Source organism: Streptomyces sp. ITFR-16 (genome assembly GCF_031844705.1).
Taxonomy (GTDB): Bacteria; Actinomycetota; Actinomycetes; order Streptomycetales; family Streptomycetaceae; genus Streptomyces.
Genome location: NZ_CP134609.1, coordinates 2,809,112 through 2,830,035, shown reverse-complemented (window position 1 = coordinate 2,830,035; position 20,924 = coordinate 2,809,112). Strand labels below are relative to the sequence as shown.

Sequence of the window (20,924 nt, the reverse complement as noted above, 5' to 3'; positions counted from 1 at the left end):
GGCGCGGCCTCGTACGTATCGGTGGGGCGGCCGGTCGGACCGGGGCGCCCCGGGCGGACTACTTCATGCCCGCCGTGGCGATGCCCTGGGTGAAGTGCCGCTGGAGCGCGATGAACACGACCAGGACCGGCAGCACGATCAGGAAGGACCCGGCCATCAGCATTCCGTTGGAGCCGCCCGCCTTGTTGGGGTCGGTGGCGAACGTGGCCAGGGCGACCGGGAGGGTGTACTTGTCGGGGTCGTTGGTCGCGATGAGCGGCCAGACGAAGTTGTTCCAGGACCCGAGGAACGTGAAGATCGACAGCGTCGCCAGGGCGGGCTTCACCAGCGGCATCACGATCCGCCAGAAGATGTACCACTCGCCGGCGCCGTCCATCCGGGCCGCCTCCAGCAGCTCGTCCGGGATCGACTGCATGAACTGCCGCATCAGGAAGACCCCGAAGGCGCCCGCCGCGAACGGCAGCACCAGACCGGCGTAGGAGTCGATCAGCTGCATCTTGCTCATCAGGACGAACAGCGGGAGCAGCATCAGGTTGCCGGGCACCATGAGCGCGCCCAGCACCAGACCGAAGATCTTGTTGCGGCCGGCGAAGTTCAGCTTGGCCAGGGCGTAGCCGAGCATCGAGCAGAACACCAGGTTCGAGACGGTGACCAGCACGGCCACGATCACCGAGTTCATGAAGTACAGCGGCAGATCGAGCTTGTCGAGCAGGTCCCGGAAGTTGTCCAGGGTCCATTCGGTCGGGATCCAGACTGGCGGGCTCGCGGTCAGCTCGCTCGTCGTCTTGAACGAGGAGAGGGCCATCCACAGGAACGGTGCCGACATGATCAGCAGCCCGACGGAGAGCAGGACGTAGACGAGGACCCGCTTCACGGACTTCGGCCCGGCGGACTTCGGCTTGACGGACTTCGGCTCGACGGACTTCGGCCCGGCCGCGGTGGTCGCGCTCATTTCGTGTTGTCCTTCAGCAGTCGGAGCTGCAGCACCGTGATGCCCATGATCACTACGAAGAGGACATACGCCATGGCGCTCGCATAGCCCATGTGGAAGAAGTTGAAGCCCTCGCGGTACATGTTCAGCGAGACGGTGAGCGTCGAGTCCGAGGGGCCGCCCTGCGTCATCACGAAGGGCTCCTCGAAGACGTTGAGGTAGCCGATGGTGGTGATCACCGTGGCGTAGAGCAGTGTGGGCCGCAGCAGCGGGACGGTGATGCCCTTGAACTCCTGCCAGACGTTCGCCCCGTCGAGCCGTGCCGCCTCCCGCACCTCGGTGGGGATGGCCTGGAGGCCGGCGATGAACAGGACCATGACCGTGCCGACGTTGCGCCAGACCGCCATCGCGATCATGGAGGGCATGGCGAGCGTCTCGGAGCCCAGGAAGTCCGGGGCGGTGAGACCCACCTCGGAGAAGAGCCCCGCCACCAGGCCGTCGCTCGGGTCGAGGACGAAGCGCCAGACGACGGCGACCGCCACGATGGTGGTCACGACGGGGGCGTAGAAGCCGACGCGGAAGAAGGTCCGGGCCCGGTCGATGCCGTTGTTCAGCAGTACGGCGACGACCAGTCCGATGAGGATCGTCAGCGGGACGCCGACGACCACGAAGTACGCCGTGTTGAACAGCGACTTGAGGAACTTGTCGTCGCTGAACAGCTGCGTGTAGTTGTCGAGTCCGATGAAGTTCGCGTCCATCGGGTGCGTCACGTTGCGCAGCCCGAAGTCCGTGAAGCTCATCACCAGCGTGGCGATGATCGGGACGGCCATGAAGACGAGGAAGAGAACGAGGAAGGGAGTGGAGAAGAGCCAGCCGGCCACGTTCTGCACACCCATCGAGGGCTTCCCGCGCCTGCGCGGTCCCTTCGGCCCGGCCGCCGGGGACGCGGTGGCCCCCGGCGCGGCCTGCACCTTGGCCGGCTGTGCGGCCTTTCCGGTCGTGGTGCTCATGGCTCCTACTTCACGAGGCCTTCGATCTGGGACTGCGCGGTCTTCAGCGCGTCCTCGGCGGACGCCTTGCCCTGGGTCACCTTCGCGACGGCCTGGTCGACCTTGTCGGTGACCTCGGTCCAGTTGGGCAGCGACGGGGAGGACTTGGCGGTGTCCATCTGCTTCTTGAAGACCTGCAGACCGGCGTCGTCGGCGAGGTCACCGGAGGTCCAGGCGGCGGTGTTGGCCGGCAGGTCCTTGGTGCGCTTGTACCAGTCGGCCTGGCCCTTGGTATCCGTCAGGTACTTGATGAACTGTGTGGCGGCGGCCTTGTGCTCGCTGTCCTTGGAGATGACCAGCGAGGAGCCGCCGGCCATCGACACCGAGGACTTGCCGGCGGGTACGCCGGCCACCGCCCACTTGCCCTTGAGCTGCGGCTGGCCCTCGTCGAGCAGGGTGACGTGCCAGGGGCCGCCGAAGAACATCGGGACGCGGCCGTTGCCGAAGTCCTTCACCACGTCGTAGCCGGGCGGCAGGGACTTGTCGGAGAGGCCCTTGTCGAAGTACGAGGCGTACTCCTTGAGGGCCTTGACGGCCGCGGGGCTGTCGATGACGGTCTCGCCCTTGTCGTCGACGATCTCGCCGCCGGCCGAGTAGAGGAAGGAGTAGAAGCTCTGCACCGTGTCCAGGCCGCTGGGCTGGATGGACAGCCCCCACTTGGTACCGGCCTTCTTCTGGTACGCGGTGGCGAGGTCCCGCAGTTCCTTCCAGTCGGCCGGAGCCTTGGTGATGCCCGCCTTCTTCGCCAGGTCGGTGCGGTAGTAGAGGACGCGGGTGTCGACGTACCACGGCACGCCGTAGGCCTGGCCGTCCACCTCGCCCTGCTTCCAGCCGGCCGGGAAGAAGTCCTTCTCGTGGAAGGTCTTGGTGTCGACCGGCTCCAGCACGCCGAGTTCGGAGAACTCGCCCATGTAGCTGCCGCCCATCTGCGCCACGTCCGGCATGGTGCCGGCGGCGGCCGCGGAGACCAGCTTCTGGTGGGCGACGTCCCAGCCGACCGGGGTCACCTTTACGGTGATGTTCGGGTGGGCCTTCTCGTAGACCTTGGCCACATCCGCGAGCTTCTCGCCCTCGGCCCCCATGGCCCACACGGTGAGCGTCTGCTTCTTGTCCGCGGCGACGCTCGCGCCTCCGGAGCTGCCGCACGCGGTGAGACCGAGCGAGAGCACGACTGCGATACCGATGCCCGTGGAGGCGGTTCTGGCGATGCGGGACATGGAGGGCTCCTCCTTGAGCAATCCGGATGTATGCGCTGCCTGTAAGCGCATACATCACTGTGCGGCAGACATTCGGGAATCCGCAAGAGGGTGCTGGGTCACACTCGTGCAACGTGCTGGACATCTGAATGTTCAACTTGGAACGGTAAGGGCGCCGTTTGCGGAAAAGGTGCCTGTGTGACCGATTCCGCATGGTTGGTGCGCGGGGGCGGGCCGGCGATCCCGGCCGGGAAACGGGCGGCGTTACTGTCGTGGCCATGGCTTCGTTCGCGCACGATTTCCCCTTCGATCCGGCCTATGGGCGCACCCTCGACGACCTGAGGGCCGTGGATGCGCCGCCCGCTCCGGACGGGTTCGCGGCGTTCTGGCGCGGCCGGTACGAGGCGGCGCGCGCGGTGGCCGCGGAGCCGGAGATCGGGCCCCTGGAGGACGAGCGCGACGGTGTACGGATCCACGGTGTGACGTACACCTCGGTGGGCGGGGTGCGCCTGGGCGGCTGGCTCGTGCTGCCGGCGGCGGGGGAGCCGGTAGGGCACGGCTTCGTCGTCGGGCACGGGTACGGGGGCCGGCAGGAGCCGGGGCCCGACCTGCCGCTGCCGCTGCCGTCGGCGGCCGCGATCCTGCCGTGCGTACGGGGGATGGGGGCGCGGGGGCTCGTGGCGGGCATCCCGGACGAGGCGGACCGCCATGTGCTGCACGGGATCGCGTCGCGCGAGACGTATGTGATCGGCGACTGCGCGGCGGACCTGTGGTGTGCGGCGTCGGCGCTCCAGGAGCTGTTCCCGGGCCTGGCGGGCGCGGGCCGGCTCGGCTACCTCGGGGAGAGCTTCGGCGGGGGGCTGGGGGCGCTGGCCCTGCCGTGGGACGAGCGGTTCGGGGCGGCGCAGCTGACGGTGCCCACGTTCGGGAACCACCCGCTGCGGCTCACGCTGCCGTGCGCGGGCAGCGGGGAGTCGGTGCGGCGGTACCACCGGGGGCATCCCGAGGCCGTGGACGTGCTGCGGTACTTCGACGCGGCGACGGCGGCGGGGTTCCTGGAGCGGCCGACGCTGGTGGCGGCGGCACTGTTCGACCCGTCCGTGCCGCCGCCCGGCCAGTTCGCGGTGTACAACGCGCTGGCGGGGGAGCGGGAACTGCTGGTGCTGGAGGCGGGGCACTTCGAGCACGCGGGGCTGGGGCAGGACGTGGCCGCGCTGGGGGCGGCGCGGCGGAGGTTCTTCGGGGAGTGGCTGGGGCGGTAGTGGCGTGCAGGCGGTCGGGCCGCGGGGTTCCGTCCTCAAGCGCCGGACGGGGTGGGCGGTGGCCGGAGTGGGTGTCGGCCCCCGCCGGGCGCCGGTCAGCCGCAGCCGCAGCTTCGGCGGCGGGTGAGGGAGACCGGGAGGGTGAGGGAGACCGGTTCGCGGGTGGCGTTGTTCAGGCGCTGGACCAGGAGCTCCACCGCCTGCTCGCCCAGGCGGCGGATCGGCTGGCGCACCGTCGTCAGCGGCGGCTGCACGATCCGGCTGAGCGGGATCCCGTCGAAGCCGGTCACCGCCATGTCCTCCGGCACCCGCACCCCGCGCCGGGCCAGGGCGCGCAGCGCGCCCACCGCCATCTGGTCGTTGGCGAACACCATCGCGTCGGGCCGTTCCCCGTCCCGGTCCAGCAGGGTTTCGGCGGCCGTCGCACCCTCGGCCTGGGTCATCATCGCCGTCCGCAGGGCCGGTGCGTCCGGCACCGGGAGGCCGGCCTCCCGGTACGCCTCCCGGAAGCCCCGGAAGCGCGCCTCGGCGTCCGGTGAGCCGGCGTCGCCCCCGATGAAGGCGAGCCGGCGCAGCCCGTGGTCCTCGATGAGGTGGCGGGTCAGTTCGCGCTCGCCGTCGGCGTTGGCGACGACGATGTGGTCGAGGTGGTCGATCTCGCGCGGCCCGGCGAGCATCACCACCGGCAGCCGGCGCGATATCACCTCGAGGTCCTCGGTCGGCACGGTCTGCGCCAGGACGGCGAAGCCGTCGACCCGCCCCGCGACCTTCGCGACCAGGCTCTCCGGGCCGCCCTCCAGGGACGCCGCGATCAGCAGGGCGTAGCCGTGCCGGCGGGCGGCCCGCTCCATGCCCCGGATGATCTGGTCGGAGTAGAGCATCACCGCGTCGTCGGCGTCGCTGTCCGCCTCGGCGTCGGCCTCCGCGTCCGGGTCGGCGTAGTCGGGGAAGCAGAGGCCGAGGACCCCGGTGGTGCGGCTGGCTAGTCCCCGGGCGTTGCCGCTCGGTACGTAGCCGAGCTCCCGGGCCGCCTCCAGGACCCGCTCGCGGGTCTGGGCGCGTACCGAGTCGGGGTTGCGGTAGACCCGCGACACCGTGGCAATGGAGACGCCCGACCGCTCGGCGACGTCGTACACCGTTGGGGCGCTCACTCGACGACCGTCCGCTTCTTCCTCGTACCGGCGCGTATCGACGAACGTCGACGTACACGTATTGAAAGCGCATTCACCCTAGATCGCGGGCCGTGTGCGAGCAAGGCCATCCGGAATCGACCCGAAGATAGACAGGCAGCCTTGCAAGATGGCCTGTGCATCTTTTACGGTGGTCCCATGACGCACCCGTCCGGAGCCGCCCCCGTCGACCCGACCGCCGAGGAGGTGGCGAACCATCTCGCCGCCGCGGTCGGCCGGCTGCTGCGGCGGCTGCGGTCCTCGTCCTCGGAGTCGCTGCTGACCCCGACCCAGCGCTCCGTGCTGGCCCGGCTCGACGACGGGGGGCCCACCACCACGGCGGATCTGGCCCGCGCCGAGTTCGTACGCCCCCAGTCCATGCGGCTGACCCTGGGCGCGCTGGAGGGTCAGGGGCTCGTCGAGCGGTCGCCGGACCCCGCCGACGGCCGCAAGTCGGTCATGTCGATCACGGAGGCGGGCCGCACGATGCTCGCCGAGGTCCGGGCCGCCAAGCGGAACTGGCTGGCCGAGGCCATAGCCGCCGAACTCGACGGGGCCGAGCGCCGCACGGTCGCCGAGGCGACCGCCCTGATCGAGCGCCTGGTCGGTTCGTGACCGCGCGCGACGCGCTGCCCGCGGCGGCCGCCCAGGAGGCACCGCCCCGGAAGGCGGCCGGCGGACCCGGATTCAGCACCCGGCTCACCGCCCCGCTGCTGCTCGGCTCCCTGCTCAACCCGCTCAACACGACCATGATCTCCACCGCGCTGGTGGCGATCGGGCACCACTTCGGCATCGGCGCCGCCGACACCGCCTGGCTGATCTCGGTCCTCTACCTCGCCAGCGCGGTCGCCCAGCCCGTCCTGGGCAAACTCGCCGACGTCCTCGGCCCCCGCCGGGTCTTCCTCGCCGGTCTGCTCGTCGTCATCGCCTCCGGCCTGGTCGGGGCCCTGGCGCCCGGCTTCGGCTGGCTGATCGTGTCGCGGCTGCTGCTCGGCATCGGTACGTCGGCCGCCTACCCCGCCGCCATGGCGGTGCTGCGGGACGAGTCCGCCCGGGTCGGCCGGGCCACCCCGAGGCCCGTGCTGGCCCGGCTCTCCTTCGCCGCGCTCGGCAGCGCCGCCGTCGGGCCCACGCTCGGCGGGCTGCTGGTCATGGCCGTCGGCTGGCGCGGGATCTTCGCGGTCAACGTGCCCGTCGCGCTCGTCGCGTTGGCTGCCGCGCTGCGCTGGATCCCGGCCGACCCGCCCCGCGCGCGGGCCGCCGACGGGGCCGCGCCCCGGCTGGGCCTGGACCCGCTGGGCATCGGCCTGTTCACCACCGCCCTGACCGTGCTGGTCTTCTTCCTGCTCGACCTCGCGCACCCGATGTGGTGGCTGCTCGCGCCCTTCGCCGTGCTGACCGCTGCCCTGGTGCGCTGGCAGCTGCGCCGCCCCGAGCCGTTCATCGACCTGCGGATGCTCGCCGGGAACCCCGCGCTCTCGCGTACGTATCTGCGGCACGGCGTCAGCTACCTCCTCATCTACTGCGTGATGTACGGGTACACGCAGTGGCTGGAGGAGGCCCGGGGCTACTCCTCGGGGCACACCGGGCTGCTGATGCTGCCGATGTCCGTCGCCGCCCTGGTCTGCTCGCTGCTCGGCGCCCGTACGAAGGGCATCCGGGGCCCGCTCACGCTGGCCTGTGTGCTGCTCACCGCCGGGGCCGGGCTGCTGTTCCTGCTCTCCGGCGACACCCCGCTCGCCGTCCTGCTGCTGGCCGGGGCCTGCTTCGGCATCCCGCAGGGGCTGATCGGCACCAGCAACCAGGCGGCCGTCCAGGCCTACGCGCCCGCCGAGTCCATCGGCTCCGCCGCCGGGCTCCAGCGCACCGCCCAGTACATGGGCGCCATCACGGCATCCAGCCTGATCGCCCTCGCCTACGGCCGGTCGGCCGACGACGCGGGCCTGCATCTGATGGCCGCCGTCGCCGCCGTCCTCGGCGTGCTGCTCATCGTCCTCACCGTCACCGACCGCGCCCTGCGCGGCCGTACCTGAACCGAACCGTCCACCCCCACCCCGCAAGGAGCACCACCATGAGCGTCACCACCCTCGACCCGAAGACCGCGCTGGTCGTCGTCGACCTCCAGAAGGGCATCGCCGGGCTGCCCACCGCGCCGCACCCCAGCGCCGACGTCATCGCGCACTCCGCGACGCTGGCCGACGCCTTCCGCGCCAAGGGCCTGCCCGTCGTCCTGGTCCGGGTCACCGGCGGTGCCCCCGGCCGCACCGAGGGCCCCGCCCGCTCCGGCAAGCCGGCCGCCGACTGGGCCGAGATCGTCCCTGAGCTCGGCCCGAAGGACGGCGACATCGTCGTCACCAAGCAGCAGTGGGGCGCCTTCTACGGCACCGACCTCGACCTCCAGCTGCGCCGCCGCGGCATCACCCAGGTCGTGGTGACCGGGATCGCGACGAGCATCGGCGTCGAGTCCACCGCCCGCTCGGCGTACGAGCACGGCTACCACGTCACGCTCGCCACGGACGCGATGACCGACATGAGCGCCGAGACCCACGCGAACAGCATCGAGCGCATCTTCCCGCGCCTGGGCGAGACCGGCACCACCGAGGAGATCGTCAAGCTGCTCGGCTGACGCCTCCCCTCAGGAGGGATCGCGGGAGGGATCGCGCCGGCGGATCTTGTTCCCCAGCCAGACCAGCGGGTCGTACGTGCGGTCCACCGCCCGTTCCTTCAGCGGGATCAGCGCGTTGTCCGTGATCCTGATGTGCTCGGGGCAGACCTCCGTACAGCACTTGGTGATGTTGCAGTAGCCGAGTCCGTGCTCCTCCTGGGCCGTCGCCTTGCGGTCGAGCCCGGACTCGGCGGCGGCGTCCAGCGGGTGCATGTCCAGCTCGGCCACCCGCATCAGGAAGCGCGGTCCGGCGAAGGACGCCTTGTTCTCCTCGTGGTCGCGCACCACATGGCAGGTGTCCTGGCACAGGAAGCACTCGATGCACTTGCGGAACTCCTGAGAGCGGTCCACATCGACCTGCTGCATGCGGTAGTCGCCCGCCTTCACCCCCTCCGGGGGTACGAAGGCGGGCACCTCCCGTGCCTTGGCGTAGTTGAACGACACATCCGTCACCAGATCGCGCACCACGGGGAAGGCCCGCAGCGGGGTGACCGTGACCGTCTCCTCACGGCCGAACACCGACATCCGGGTCATGCACATCAGCCGGGGCCTGCCGTTGATCTCCGCGCTGCACGAACCGCACTTGCCCGCCTTGCAGTTCCACCGCACCGCCAGATCGCCCGCCCGGGTGGCCTGGATGCGGTGGATGATGTCGAGGACCACCTCGCCGTCGTTGACCTCGACCGAGAAGTCCTGGAGTCCGCCGCCCGAGGCGTCCCCGCGCCACACCCTGAACCGTGCGTCGTAGCTGCTCACTCGTAGAGCTCCTCTTCGGCGAGGTACTTGGCCAGCTCCTCCTTCTCGAACAGGGAGAGCAGGTCGGGACGGATGGGTTCGGTCACCGTGCGGACGAGCGCGATCAGGCCCGCGGCGTCCGGATCCTCCACCGGCCGGCACAGCAGGTTCACCGGCCGCCAGGAGCGCTCCATCGCCGGACAGTCCTCGCGCGTGTGGCCGCCGCGGCTCTCGGTGCGCTCCAGCGCCGCCCGCGCGATGCACTCGCTGACCAGCAGCATGTTCCGCAGGTCCAGGGCGAGATGCCAGCCCGGGTTGAACTGCCGGTGCCCCTCCACCCCGGCGCGCCCGGCCCGCTCGCGCAGCCCGGCCAGCTTCTCCAGGGCCCGTTCCATCTCGGGGGCGCGCCGGATGATGCCGACCAGGTCGTTCATCGTCTGCTGGAGTTCCTGGTGCAGGGTGTACGGATTCTCCGGCGGTACGTCACCTGCGGGGGCCTCCGCGCTGAACGGACGCAGCGCCTCCGCCGCGGCCGCGTCGATCTGCGCCTCGTCCGCCACGGGCGGGGTGGCGGCCGCCGCGGCGTACGCGGCGGCGTGCAGCCCGGCCCGGCGGCCGAAGACCAGCAGGTCGGAGAGGGAGTTCCCGCCGAGCCGGTTGGAGCCGTGCATGCCGCCCGCCACCTCGCCCGCCGCGAACAGCCCCGGCACATCGAGGGCGGCCGCGCTGTCCGAGTCGACGGCGATGCCGCCCATCACGTAGTGGCAGGTGGGGCCGACCTCCATCGCCTCGGCCGTGATGTCGACGTCCGCCAGCTCCTTGAACTGGTGGTACATCGAGGGCAGCCGCCGCCGGATGCGCTCGGCCGGCATCCGGGTCGACACATCCAGGAACACCCCGCCGTGCGGGGAGCCCCGGCCCGCCTTCACCTCGGAGTTGATGGCCCGGGCGACCTCGTCGCGCGGCAGCAGCTCGGGCGGCCGGCGGTTGTGGTCCGGGTCCTCGTACCAGCGGTCGCCCTCCTCCTCCGACTGCGCGTACTTCTCCTTGAACACGTCGGGGACGTAGTCGAACATGAACCGCTTGCCCTCGGAGTTGCGCAGCACCCCGCCGTCGCCGCGCACCGACTCGGTGACGAGGATGCCCTTGACCGAGGGCGGCCAGACCATCCCGGTCGGGTGGAACTGCACGAACTCCATGTTCAGCAGGGGCGCCCCCGCCAGCAGCGCCAGCGCATGGCCGTCGCCGGTGTACTCCCAGGAGTTCGACGTCACCTTGAAGGACTTGCCGATGCCGCCGGTGGCGAGGACGACCGCGGGCGCCTCCAGCACGAAGAAGCGGCCCGACTCGCGCTCGTAGCAGAAGGTGCCCGAGACGCGGTCCCCGTCCTTCGGGCGTTGTTCTTTCAGGACTCGGGTCACCGTGCACTCCTGGAAGACCTTCAGCCGTGCCTCGTAGTCACCGAACTCGCGCTCGTCCTCCTGCTGGAGCGAGACGATCTTCTGCTGGAGGGTGCGGATCAGTTCGAGGCCGGTACGGTCCCCGACATGGGCCAGGCGGGGGTACTCGTGGCCGCCGAAGTTGCGCTGGGAGATCTTGCCCTCGGGGGTGCGGTCGAAGAGGGCGCCCCAGGTCTCCAGCTCCCAGACCCGGTCGGGCGCCTCCTTGGCGTGCAGCTCCGCCATCCGCCACTGGTTGAGGAACTTCCCGCCGCGCATGGTGTCGCGGAAGTGCACCTGCCAGTTGTCGCCGGAGTTCACATTGCCCATGGAGGCGGCGATCCCGCCCTCCGCCATGACCGTGTGCGCCTTGCCGAAGAGCGATTTGCAGATGACGGCGGTACGGGCACCGCGCTCCCGCGCCTCGATGGCGGCGCGCAGCCCGGCGCCCCCGGCACCGACCACGACGACGTCCCACTGCTGCCGTTCGAGCTCAGTCATTCAGAAGAACCTCGGATCGTCGAAGGCGCCGGAGGCGACGAGGTACACATAGAAGTCGGCGAGCGCCACGCTGATCAGCGAGGCCCAGGCCAGCAGCATGTGGTGGGCGTTGAGCCGCCCCACCCAGCCCCACAGCCGGTAGCGCACGGGATGCTTCGAGAAGTGCCGCAGCCGGCCGCCGATGATGTGCCGGCAGGAGTGGCAGGACAGGGTGTACGCCCAGATCAGCGTGATGTTGACCAGGAAGACCAGCGAACCGAGCCCCATGTGCCCCCACGCGTAGTGCGTGTCGCGGAAGGAGAGCACGGTGTCGTACGTGAGGATCCCGGCGACCGGCACCGCCGCGTAGAAGAAGTAGCGGTGCATGTTCTGCATGACCAGCGGGAAGCGGGTCTCCCCGCTGTACGTCCGGTGCGGCTCGGCGATCGCGCAGGCCGGGGGCGAGGCCCAGAAGCCCCGGTAGTAGGCCTTGCGGTAGTAGTAGCAGGTCAGCCGGAAACCGAGCGGGAAGATCAGGATCAGCAGGGCGGGGGACAGGCCCCACCAGCTGCCGAGGAGCTCCCAGTTCGGGCCGTGCCGCATGGGGGCGCAGTTGTCCGCCAGACAGGGCGAGTAGAACGGCGAGACATAAGGGGCGGCGTAGTAGTCCGCGTTCGAGAACGCCCGCCAGGTCGAGTAGACGATGAAGGCGAGCAGCCCGGCCGCCGTCACGGCGGGCGCCAGCCACCAGCGGTCGGTCCGCAGATGGCGGGCGGCGATGGCGGCCCGGGTGGCGTGGTGGACCCCCGTGGCCCGGGCGCCCGGGGCCGTTCCTGAATCCGTTCCTGTTTCCGTACCGGTGGCCAAGGAACTCTCCTAGGGCGTGTCGTCAAACTGGTGTCGTTGCCCGTAGGGCGGCCGGGCGGCGTCAGGTGCGTGCTCTCGGCGTGCCGGCCCCAGGCCCCTGTACTGGGCGTACCGGGGTCTGGGGCCGGTGCGGCGAGAGTGCGTGCATGGCGTCGCCCGGCAGACGCCAGTTTGACGACACGCCCTAGGGGGCGTGCCTGCCGCGGACGCCCAGACCCTCGTCGTCCGCGTCCGTCCACAGAGTGCTGTCGTAGGGCGCCTCGGTGATCGTGATGACGCCGTCGACGGGGTCGGCGGGGCCGGCCGGGGCGAGACCTTCCCGGCCGGTGTCCGCCGCGCGCAGCCGCGCGAGGCTCTGCTCCAGCCGTCCGACGGTGCGGACCAGGTCGTCGAGGCAGTGCTGAATTGCCGTCAATTCGTCGTGCAGCGACATGACTTGATCTCACTTCCGCAGTCGCGGGTGGTCCATGTCCATGCGCATGCGAGTGTCGCGCGTCACATCCGGTTTGGGAAGGGAGCGGGCCGGACCGGCTCGCGGGCCCGGGTGCGGCGGCTCCGCCGCACGGGTGAGGTTTCGGGGCGGCTGCGCCGTGTCTGCGCCGCCTCTCGCGCGTGAGCGCCTTCAGTGGACGGGCGGAACCAGTGTGATCAACTGCAAATGCCACCAAACATGCATAATCCGGTCCATTCGGGTACGGGTGGGCCGGGCCGTCCCCGGAGGTATCAGTCATGTCCCACGTCGGCGTCCCGCGCGGGACAGCCCGAAAGCGCCGCTCGCTCGCCCTCCTCACCACGGGGGTGCTCACGCTCCCCGTGCTGGCCGGCTGCAGCTCGGGCGAGGACGAGGCGACCACCACCGCCGTCGCCCCGCAGGACGTCGCGCCCGCGGCCCGCGCCCAGGTCGCCAACGGCGGCACGGTCAACTGGGCGATCGACGCGATGCCCGCCACCCTCAACGCCTACCAGGCGGACGCCGACGCGGCCACGAGCCGGATCACCGGCGCCCTGCTGCCGACCCTCTTCCCGCTGGACGCCAAGGGCCGGCCGCAGCTCAACCCGGACTACCTCGAATCCGCGAAGGTGGTCGACACCGAGCCCAAGCAGGTCGTGCTCTACCGGCTCAACCAGCAGGCGGTCTGGAGCGACGGACGGGAGATCGGGGCGCCCGACTTCGTCGCCCAGTGGCGCGCGCTGAGCGGCAAGGACTCCGCGTTCTGGACCGCCCGCAACGCCGGGTACGAACGCATCGAGAAGATCGAGCGCGGCGCCGACGACCTGGAGGTCAAGGTCACCTTCGCCAAGCCGTACGCGGACTGGCGCTCCCTCTTCTCCCCGCTCTACCCGAAGCAGGTCACTGGCTCCCCGGACGCCTTCAACGACGGGGCACGCGCCACGATCAAGGCGACCGCCGGACCGTTCCGGCTGGGCAAGGTGGACAAGGACGCGAAGTCCGTCACGCTGACCCGCAACCCGCGCTGGTGGGGCAGCCCGGCCAAGCTCGACTCGCTGGTCTTCAAGGCGGTCAAGCCGCAGGACCGCACCGAGGCGCTGACCAAGGGCAAGGTCGACGTCGCCGACATCGACGCGGCGGCCGCCCACCGCATCGTCCAGGCGGCCCGGGACAGCGGCGGCTCCAACGGCGCGCCGCCCGCCCACGGCCCCGGCTCGGAGATCACCCCCGCCCAGGCGCTGCGCTCCTGGGCGCTGGCGCACGGCTCCGACGAGGAGGCGGCCGAGGAGGCGCAGGAGGCCAGGGACGAGAAGTCCCGGGCGGCCGAGGCGTACGCCACCGAGCAGAGCGACCTGCGCCGCTACACCGTCCGCAAGTCGCTGGAGCCCGCCTACACCCAGCTCGCCCTGAACGGCGAGACCGGGCCGCTGGCCGACGACCGGGTGCGCCGGGCCGTGGCGCGTGCCCTGGACCGCCAGGAGCTCGCGAACACCGTGCTCAAGCCGCTCGGCCTGCCCGCCGACCCGCTCGGCAGCCACCTGGCCCTGGCCGGGCAGCCCGCGTACAAGGACGGCAGCAAGGCACTCGGCGGCCAGGACACCAAGGAGGCGCAGGCGCTGCTGGCCGACGCGGGCTGGACGCGCGAGGGCGCCCTGAAGAAGACCGAGGGGACCAAGGCCGGCAGCGAGGGCGAGAAGCAGACGGACGCGGAGAAGAAGGCCGCCGCGGACAAGGCGGACAAGGCGGCCGAGAAGAAGGAGAAGAAGGAGGAGGAGAAGGCGCAGAAGGGCGACGGGGCCAAGGACGACGGCAAGACCAACGACGCCGCCCGCCGCGAGCCCGCCGCCGACGAGGGCCTCTACATCGTCGGCGACGACAACAAGCCCGGCGAGGCCGAGGGCGCGGCCACCCACGTCATCGCGCCCGCCCCCGCGGCGGCCGTCCAGAGCGTGGCCCTGCTCCGCCAGGCCGGACGCCTCGGCGGCACCGGCACCTCCGAGGACGCCCCCGCCCACCTCTTGGCCCAGGACCGGCAGCCGGGCGGCGCGGTCGGCGCGTACGCCCCGGTCGGCACCGCGGCCCCGGCCCAGGCCGCCGACGTGGCGCGCGGTCCGCTCGGCAAGGACGGCAAGCCGCTGAGCCTGCGGTTCGTCCTGCCCTCCGGCCCCGGCTCGGAGTCCCTGCGCAGCGTGGGGGACAAGATCGCCGCGATGCTCGACACGATCGGGATCCGTACCGAGATCACCAAGGTCTCCGACGAGAGCTACTTCCGGGACCACGTCGCGTCCGGCGACTACGACCTGGCGCTCTACTCCTGGCCCGCCACGGCCTACCCGGCCACGGACGACCGCCCGATCTTCGCCAAGCCGGTGCCCGCGACCGACGGCTCGCTGCTCGTCGAGCAGAACTACACCCGGGTCGGTACGGACCACATCGACCAGCTCTTCGACCAGGCGGTCTCCGAACTGGACGAGGCCACGGCCCGGGATCTGATGAAGAAGGCGGACGCCCGGATCTGGGCCGCCGCAGGATCGATTCCTCTCTATCAGCGCCCGCAGCTCGTCGCGACCGACAAGAAGCTGGTGAACGTCGGCGCCTTCGGCTTCGGGGTGCCGCACTACCAGGACATCGGTTTCAAGACGCCGCAGTCCGCCGGAGCCCCCGCAAACCCGAAGAAGTAGCAGGTCAGAGCGGAATCGAAAGCTCAGAACTGGCTCAATTCCCTTGCCCGCCGGCCTGCCGGCGGGCAAGGCTGTGCCCACCTGCTGACCCGGGTAGCCACTCCGCCGGACGGTCTTGGGGCCCCAACCCCGAAGATCCGCCGCGGAGCCCCCGCTCCGTTCCCCACATCGGAGCCCGCGGCTTCGGAGCCCCACCTCTGAAGTTGCTCAAGTCCCGCGTCCGCGGAGTCCGCCCGGGGACCGTGTTCACGACCACCGGTGAAATCCGCCGGAAGAACTGATCACGGGGGCGGAAACATGAAGCGGACGCGGGCTCTCAGCACGGCGGTCGCCGTGGCTGTCGCAGGACTCCTCACGGCCACGAGCGGCTGCACCTCGGCGCCGGACGCACCCAAGGCTGCCGCGAGCCCCTCGACGGCCGGTGCGCCGGCGGGCAGCGCGGAGCCCGTGTCCGCTCCCCGGGAGCGGGCCTGCGAGGGCGGCACCTACACCTGGTTCAACGAGCAGAGCCTCTTCGTGCTGAACGGTGTCTCCGATGTGCAGCGCGTCACGGGCAAGCGCACCAAGCTGACCGAGCCGGTCCGCCGGCTGCGCACCGACCAGGCGTCCGTGGAGGCCGTCGGCCCGAGGCTGGACTCGCGGGACGTGCTCTTCGCGCTGAGCGTGCGCCTCGGTTTCGCGGACAAGGGGGGCGACCCGCAGGACGGATCGGGACTGGGCGAGCCCGGCACGTACGCGCCTCTCGACGAGGGAGGCGGCGAGGTCGGCGGGCACACCGCCCGCCTGGTGAACTTCAGTTTCGTCAAGCTGGTCGAGACGGATTTCCGGTACACCTGCGGAAGCGGCAAGGGCCAGGAACCGACCACCGGGCATGTGGTGACATGGGGCAACTCGGGCGGGGGAGTCGTCGACTGCGACGAGGCGCTGCCCAAGGACGCGTCGGCCGCCGCGCACGAGGCCGTCCGGCTGTCCTGTGGCCGGTAGCGACCGCCCGGGAAGCCTCCGACCCGTCGGGCCCGTACCATGGGGACTAGCCGTGGCGCGTCCGCCCGGCGGGCGTACGAGGACTCAAGACCGACTAAGACGCCTGAATCCCCGATCCGAGAGAAGCGCAAGCCACCCATGCCCACGCGCCACGACATCCGTAACGTAGCCATCGTCGCCCACGTCGACCACGGCAAGACCACGCTGGTCGACGCCATGCTCAAGCAGGCCGGCTCCTTCGCCGCGCACGCTGCCGAGTCGCTCGACGACCGCATGATGGACTCGAACGACCTGGAGCGTGAGAAGGGCATCACGATCCTGGCCAAGAACACGGCCGTGAAGTACCACCCCAAGGATGGCGGCGACGTCATCACGATCAACATCATCGACACCCCCGGCCACGCCGACTTCGGTGGTGAGGTCGAGCGCGGCCTGTCGATGGTGGACGCGGTCGTGCTGCTGGTCGACGCCTCCGAGGGCCCGCTGCCGCAGACCCGCTTCGTGCTCCGCAAGGCGCTGACGGCCAAGCTGCCGGTCATCCTCTGCATCAACAAGACGGACCGCCCGGACTCCCGGATCGCCGAGGTCATCGACGAGACGTACGACCTGTTCCTGGACCTGGACGCGGACGAGGACCAGATCGAGTTCCCGATCGTCTACGCCTGCGCCCGTGACGGTGTCGCCTCGCTGACCAAGCCGGAGGACGGCACGGTCCCGCAGGACAGCACCAACCTGGAGCCGTTCTTCAGCACCATCCTCTCCACGGTCCCGGCCCCCGAGTACGACGAGGAGGCCCCGCTCCAGGCGCACGTCACCAACCTGGACGCCGACAACTTCCTCGGCCGTATCGCGCTCTGCCGTGTCGAGCAGGGCGAGCTGCGCAAGGGCCAGACGGTCACCTGGATCAAGCGTGACGGCACGCAGTCCAACGTCCGGATCACCGAGCTGCTGATGACCGAGGCGCTCACCCGCAAGCCCGCCGAGAAGGCCGGCCCGGGTGACATCTGCGCGATCGCCGGTATCCCGGACATCATGATCGGCGAGACCCTGGCCGACCCGGAGAACCCGATCGCACTGCCGCTGATCACGGTGGACGAGCCGGCCATCTCGATGACCATCGGTGCCAACACCTCGCCGCTCGTCGGCAAGGGCGGCAAGGGCCACAAGGTCACCGCGCGCCAGATCAAGGACCGCCTCGACCGCGAGCTCATCGGTAACGTCTCGCTGCGCGTCCTGGAGACCGAGCGCCCGGACGCCTGGGAGGTCCAGGGCCGCGGTGAGCTGGCGCTCGCCATCCTGGTCGAGCAGATGCGCCGCGAGGGCTTCGAGCTGACCGTCGGCAAGCCGGAGGTCGTCACCAAGCAGGTCGACGGCAAGACGCACGAGCCGATCGAGCGCATGACGATCGACTCGCCCGAGGAGCACCTCGGCGCCATCACGCAGCTCATGGCGACCCGCAAGGGCCGCATGGAGACCATGACGAACCACGGTTCGGGCTGGGTCCGCATGGAGTGGATCGTCCCGTCCCGCGGCCTCATCGGCTTCCGTACGGAGTTCCTGACCCAGACCCGCGGCACGGGCATCGCGCACTCCCTCTTCGAGGGCCACGAGCCGTGGTTCGGCGAGCTGCGGACCCGTCACAACGGCTCCCTGGTCGCGGACCGCGCGGGCACGGTCACGCCGTTCGCGATGGTCAACCTCCAGGAGCGCGGTGTCATCTTCACCGAGGCCGGCACCGAGGTCTACGAGGGCATGATCATCGGCGAGAACTCGCGCGCCGACGACATGGACGTGAACATCACCAAGGAGAAGAAGCTCACCAACATGCGTGCGGCCTCCGCCGACACCACGGAGAACGTGGTGCCGGCCCGCAAGCTGTCGCTGGAGCAGTCCCTCGAGTTCTGCCGCGACGACGAGTGCATCGAGGTGACCCCGGAGACCGTGCGGATCCGCAAGGTCGTCCTGGACCAGAAGGACCGCGGCCGCGCCGCGTCGCGCGCCAAGCACAACTGACCCACGGAGAAAGCCAGGCCTGGTTCCGTCCCGACACGGAACCGGGCCTTCCGTATCTGTGCACCTCCTCTGTCGGCAGCCAGCAATGTGCCACTGGAAACGGATGCTGGAAGTGGAACTTCCGATTACATAAAGCACTCGGTTCATTACAGAAGGCTCAAGCTTCCCTCAGATCGGTGGAATGCGGAGCCTCGCTTCGGCAGGATGCTTGCTGTGCCGCCGGCTGGCGGCACAGCAAGCAGTGGTGGGGATCAGTTTTGATGCGCGAAAGCAAAGGATGACGATGCGGAAGATTGTGGCGATCGCACTCGCGGGGGCGGCGGCGTCGGCGGCTCTCACAACGCCGGCGGTGGCGGCGGGAAACGACCCGATGTGCAGCCCGGGGCGGACGAAGCTGACGTGGTCCTCGAAGAGCAAGCCGTGGCTCGTCACGCACAAGAGAGTCGTCGAGCACTACACCGGAGACTCGGGCAAGAGGACCTACAAGGCAGAGAAGGTTGCCGAGGTCAAGGCGTCCGTCAAGGCAACGGCCGGTGCCAAGGTCAGTGGCAAGGCTGTCCTCGCCAGCTTTGAAGGGTCCATCGGCCTGGAGCTCGCGGCCGAGGGAAGGATCACGAATACGAAGTCGGAGACGGTCACCTACAACTTCACCAAGTTCGACACCTATGTGTTCTACGCGGGAACGCGGAAGGCCACCGGCTACTACACGCAGTACCGCTGCGATCGCGGCACGAAGTGGGTCAAGACCGGACGGTACGGCAAGGCGCAGAGCTGGACGGCCGCGGTCGAGGGCGGCGTCCGCTGCGGCACGAAGCCCCCGAAGGCATCCTTGGCGGCGTTCGTGAAGAAGGAGTACTGCTGAGTCGCTGACGGGCCCTCTGTTCAGGCGCCCCGCCGACCTGCTTGCATGGGTCGGCGGGGCGTCCGGCGTCTTGTCGGCCGGAGAGGGTCGGGTGCTGCACGAGGGTGCGGACATGTGAAGTCGATTTCGACGACCGGGCGTTCGACTATCGGGCAACCCGATCCGGTACATGTGTGAACGGTCCGTTTCGGGGGTGTCTGTCTGGTATCCCTTTGTCCGCATTTCGGGTCTACGCGCTGAGTCGATGTTGTCAAAATGAGACCCTTTAGGTGTGGTTTACAGCCCAGTCGTACTTAATAGTTGGCTCCATTGAGCTCGGGTCAATGGGTCACGCACTGTGGGGAGTGTCGACTCACGAGCACACTCAGGGCACTGAAACGATCACCGTCAGGGGTGTCGGTGATCAATCCAGTGCCCTTCTTGTAGTCAAAAGTGGACTCATGAGGAGGAAACCCATGCGTGGTGCCAAGAGCGCCAAGTGGGTCGCGGGAGCGGCCATCATCGCCCTGGCTGCGACTGCCTGTGGCGACGGCGACGACAATGCCGACAAGGGGGGCGCCAAGGGTGCCGTCAACGCCGACGGCATCTTCTCCGTCGAGGTCGGTGAGCCGCAGAACCCGCTGCAGCCGGCCAACACGATGGAGTCGAACGGCAGCATCGTCACCGACGCGATCTTCTCGCAGCTGGTTGACTACGACCCGTCCGGCAAGCTTGAGATGATCAACGCGGAGTCTGTCGACACCAAGGACAGCAAGCTCTGGACGATCAAGCTCAAGAAGGACTGGAAGTTCCACGACGGCACGCCCGTCACCGCGGAGTCCTACGTCAAGGCGTGGAACTGGGCCGCGAACATCAAGAACGCTCAGACCAACGCGTCCTGGTTCGCCGACATCAAGGGCTTCGCCGACGTTCACCCCGAGGACCCGAAGGCCAAGCCCAAGGCCGACGCCATGTCGGGTCTGAAGATCGTCGACGACTCCACCTTCACCGTCGAGCTCAACAACCCGCTGCCGTACTTCTCGTACAAGCTCGGCTACACGGTCTTCTCTCCGCTGCCCGAGTCCTTCTACGCGGACCCGAAGGCCGCCGGCCAGAAGCCGGTCGGCAACGGTGCGTACAAGTTCGTCAGCTGGGACCACAAGAAGCAGATCAAGGTCGTCCGCAACGACGACTACAAGGGTGCTGACAAGGCGAAGAACGGTGGTGTGATCTTCAAGAACTACACCACTCTCGAAACCGCCTACGAGGACCTGAAGTCCGGCAACGTCGACGTGCTGCGCCAGATCGCGCCGAAGGACCTTCCGGTCTACCGGTCCGACCTCGGCGACCGTGCGGTGGACAAGCCGTACTCCGCGATCCAGACGCTCGGCGTCGCCATGTACACCAAGCAGTGGAAGAACACCGACCCGAAGGTCCTGCAGGGCCTGTCGATGGCGATCGACCGCGACACCATCACCAAGACGGTGCTCCAGGGCACCCGCGAGCCGGCCACGGGCTGGGTGGCCCAGGGCGTTCTCGGCTACCAGCCGAACGTCGCGGGTGACGTCACCAAGTACAACCCGACCAAGGCGAAGGCCCTCATCAAGGAGGGCGGCGGTGTTCCGGGTAACAAGATCTACATCCAGTTCAACGCCGACGGTGGTCACAAGGAATGGGTCGAGGCTGTCTGCAACAGCATCACCCAGGCGACCGGTGTCGCGTGCGCCGGCGACTCGAAGGCCGACTTCCAGGCGGACCTGAACGCCCGTGACGCCAAGCAGGTCAAGTCGTTCTACCGCGGCGCCTGGGTGCTCGACTACCCGGTGAACGCGAACTTCATCAGCGACCTGTTCCGTACGGGTGCGGCCGGTAACAACGGCTTCTTCTCCAACAAGGACCTCGACAAGAAGATCAAGGCCGCGGACTCCGCTGCCACGCTCGACGAGTCGGTCAAGGGGTACCAGGAGATCGAGAAGGAGCTGGTCAAGTACATGCCGACCATTCCGCTCTGGTACTACAAGGTCAACGCCGGTTACTCGGAGAAGGTCCAGAACGTTCAGTACGCCCAGGACGGCGACCCGATCCTGACCCAGGTTCAGGTCAAGAAGTAAACACCGACGTAGTCCGCAGGCCGGTGCGGGACCGACACTGACATCGGTCC

The 20,924-nt window shown here is 69.5% G+C and carries 17 protein-coding genes; 9 read left to right on the top strand and 8 right to left on the bottom strand.

What is annotated here, in order from left to right; translation table 11 throughout:
• Positions 1-58: 58 nt before the first annotated feature.
• Genes RLT58_RS12425 through RLT58_RS12415 form a run of 3 tightly spaced genes read right to left on the bottom strand, consistent with a single transcriptional unit; the run spans position 59 to position 3,197 of the window.
• On the bottom strand, positions 59-952 hold the full coding sequence (locus tag RLT58_RS12425) for a carbohydrate ABC transporter permease (protein WP_311310461.1): 894 nt from the start codon (positions 950-952) through the stop codon (positions 59-61).
• A complete protein-coding gene (locus RLT58_RS12420; protein ID WP_311310460.1) occupies positions 949-1,941 on the bottom strand; it encodes a carbohydrate ABC transporter permease in 993 nt (330 codons plus the stop codon). The genes RLT58_RS12425 and RLT58_RS12420 overlap by 4 nt, the downstream gene beginning before the upstream one ends.
• Before the next feature lie 5 nt (positions 1,942-1,946).
• Complete coding sequence (locus RLT58_RS12415; RefSeq protein WP_311310459.1) at positions 1,947-3,197, bottom strand: sugar ABC transporter substrate-binding protein; 1,251 nt, start codon at positions 3,195-3,197, stop codon at positions 1,947-1,949.
• Between the two features lie 257 nt (positions 3,198-3,454).
• On the opposite strand from RLT58_RS12415, the gene RLT58_RS12410 reads away from it, so the two are divergent.
• Complete coding sequence (locus tag RLT58_RS12410; protein ID WP_311310458.1) at positions 3,455-4,438, top strand: acetylxylan esterase; 984 nt, start codon at positions 3,455-3,457, stop codon at positions 4,436-4,438.
• A 95-nt stretch (positions 4,439-4,533) separates the two neighbouring features.
• Here the strand turns inward: RLT58_RS12410 and RLT58_RS12405 are convergent, their stop codons facing one another.
• The gene (locus RLT58_RS12405; protein WP_311310457.1) at positions 4,534-5,589 is read right to left on the bottom strand and encodes a LacI family DNA-binding transcriptional regulator; all 1,056 of its coding nucleotides are present in this window, start codon (positions 5,587-5,589) and stop codon (positions 4,534-4,536) included.
• A gap of 177 nt (positions 5,590-5,766) precedes the next feature.
• Between RLT58_RS12405 and RLT58_RS12400 the strand changes: the two genes are divergently transcribed.
• The 3 genes from RLT58_RS12400 to RLT58_RS12390 are packed head-to-tail and all read left to right on the top strand — an operon-like array spanning position 5,767 to position 8,233.
• Positions 5,767-6,222 carry a MarR family winged helix-turn-helix transcriptional regulator gene (locus tag RLT58_RS12400; protein WP_311310456.1) on the top strand — a complete coding sequence of 152 codons (456 nt, stop codon included), beginning with the start codon at positions 5,767-5,769 and terminating at the stop codon, positions 6,220-6,222.
• Between the two features lie 14 nt (positions 6,223-6,236).
• The gene (locus tag RLT58_RS12395) at positions 6,237-7,640 is read left to right on the top strand and encodes an MFS transporter (protein ID WP_399131875.1); all 1,404 of its coding nucleotides are present in this window, start codon (positions 6,237-6,239) and stop codon (positions 7,638-7,640) included.
• A 38-nt stretch (positions 7,641-7,678) separates the two neighbouring features.
• Positions 7,679-8,233, top strand: coding sequence for an isochorismatase family protein (locus RLT58_RS12390; protein WP_311310455.1), 555 nt, complete (start codon positions 7,679-7,681; stop codon positions 8,231-8,233).
• 9 nt (positions 8,234-8,242) lie between these two features.
• On the opposite strand, the gene RLT58_RS12385 is transcribed toward RLT58_RS12390, so the two are convergent.
• The 4 genes from RLT58_RS12385 to RLT58_RS12370 form a co-directional block, all read right to left on the bottom strand.
• Positions 8,243-9,028, bottom strand: coding sequence for a succinate dehydrogenase/fumarate reductase iron-sulfur subunit (locus RLT58_RS12385; protein WP_311310454.1), 786 nt, complete (start codon positions 9,026-9,028; stop codon positions 8,243-8,245).
• Positions 9,025-10,947 (bottom strand): fumarate reductase/succinate dehydrogenase flavoprotein subunit, encoded by a 1,923-nt coding sequence (locus RLT58_RS12380; RefSeq protein ID WP_311310453.1) that lies wholly within the window; start codon positions 10,945-10,947, stop codon positions 9,025-9,027. The genes RLT58_RS12385 and RLT58_RS12380 overlap by 4 nt, the downstream gene beginning before the upstream one ends.
• Positions 10,948-11,793, bottom strand: a complete 846-nt coding sequence (locus tag RLT58_RS12375) for a succinate dehydrogenase subunit SdhC (protein WP_311310452.1) — start codon at positions 11,791-11,793, stop codon at positions 10,948-10,950.
• Positions 11,794-11,977: 184 nt separating this feature from the next.
• A complete protein-coding gene (locus RLT58_RS12370) occupies positions 11,978-12,226 on the bottom strand; it encodes an Rv0250c family protein (RefSeq protein WP_311310451.1) in 249 nt (82 codons plus the stop codon).
• A gap of 296 nt (positions 12,227-12,522) precedes the next feature.
• Here RLT58_RS12370 and RLT58_RS12365 point away from each other — a divergent pair, with 296 nt between their 5' ends.
• From RLT58_RS12365 to RLT58_RS12345, 5 genes are all read left to right on the top strand, one after another.
• Entirely contained in the window at positions 12,523-14,925 is a 2,403-nt protein-coding gene (locus tag RLT58_RS12365; protein ID WP_311310450.1) for an ABC transporter family substrate-binding protein, read from the top strand.
• 333 nt (positions 14,926-15,258) lie between these two features.
• The gene (locus RLT58_RS12360; RefSeq protein WP_311310449.1) at positions 15,259-15,909 is read left to right on the top strand and encodes a hypothetical protein; all 651 of its coding nucleotides are present in this window, start codon (positions 15,259-15,261) and stop codon (positions 15,907-15,909) included.
• A gap of 138 nt (positions 15,910-16,047) precedes the next feature.
• Positions 16,048-17,922, top strand: a complete 1,875-nt coding sequence (typA, locus tag RLT58_RS12355) for a translational GTPase TypA (protein ID WP_311310448.1) — start codon at positions 16,048-16,050, stop codon at positions 17,920-17,922.
• 283 nt (positions 17,923-18,205) lie between these two features.
• Positions 18,206-18,784, top strand: coding sequence for a hypothetical protein (locus tag RLT58_RS12350; RefSeq protein WP_311310447.1), 579 nt, complete (start codon positions 18,206-18,208; stop codon positions 18,782-18,784).
• 455 nt (positions 18,785-19,239) lie between these two features.
• Entirely contained in the window at positions 19,240-20,874 is a 1,635-nt protein-coding gene (locus tag RLT58_RS12345) for a peptide ABC transporter substrate-binding protein (RefSeq protein WP_311310446.1), read from the top strand.
• Positions 20,875-20,924: the final 50 nt, after the last annotated feature.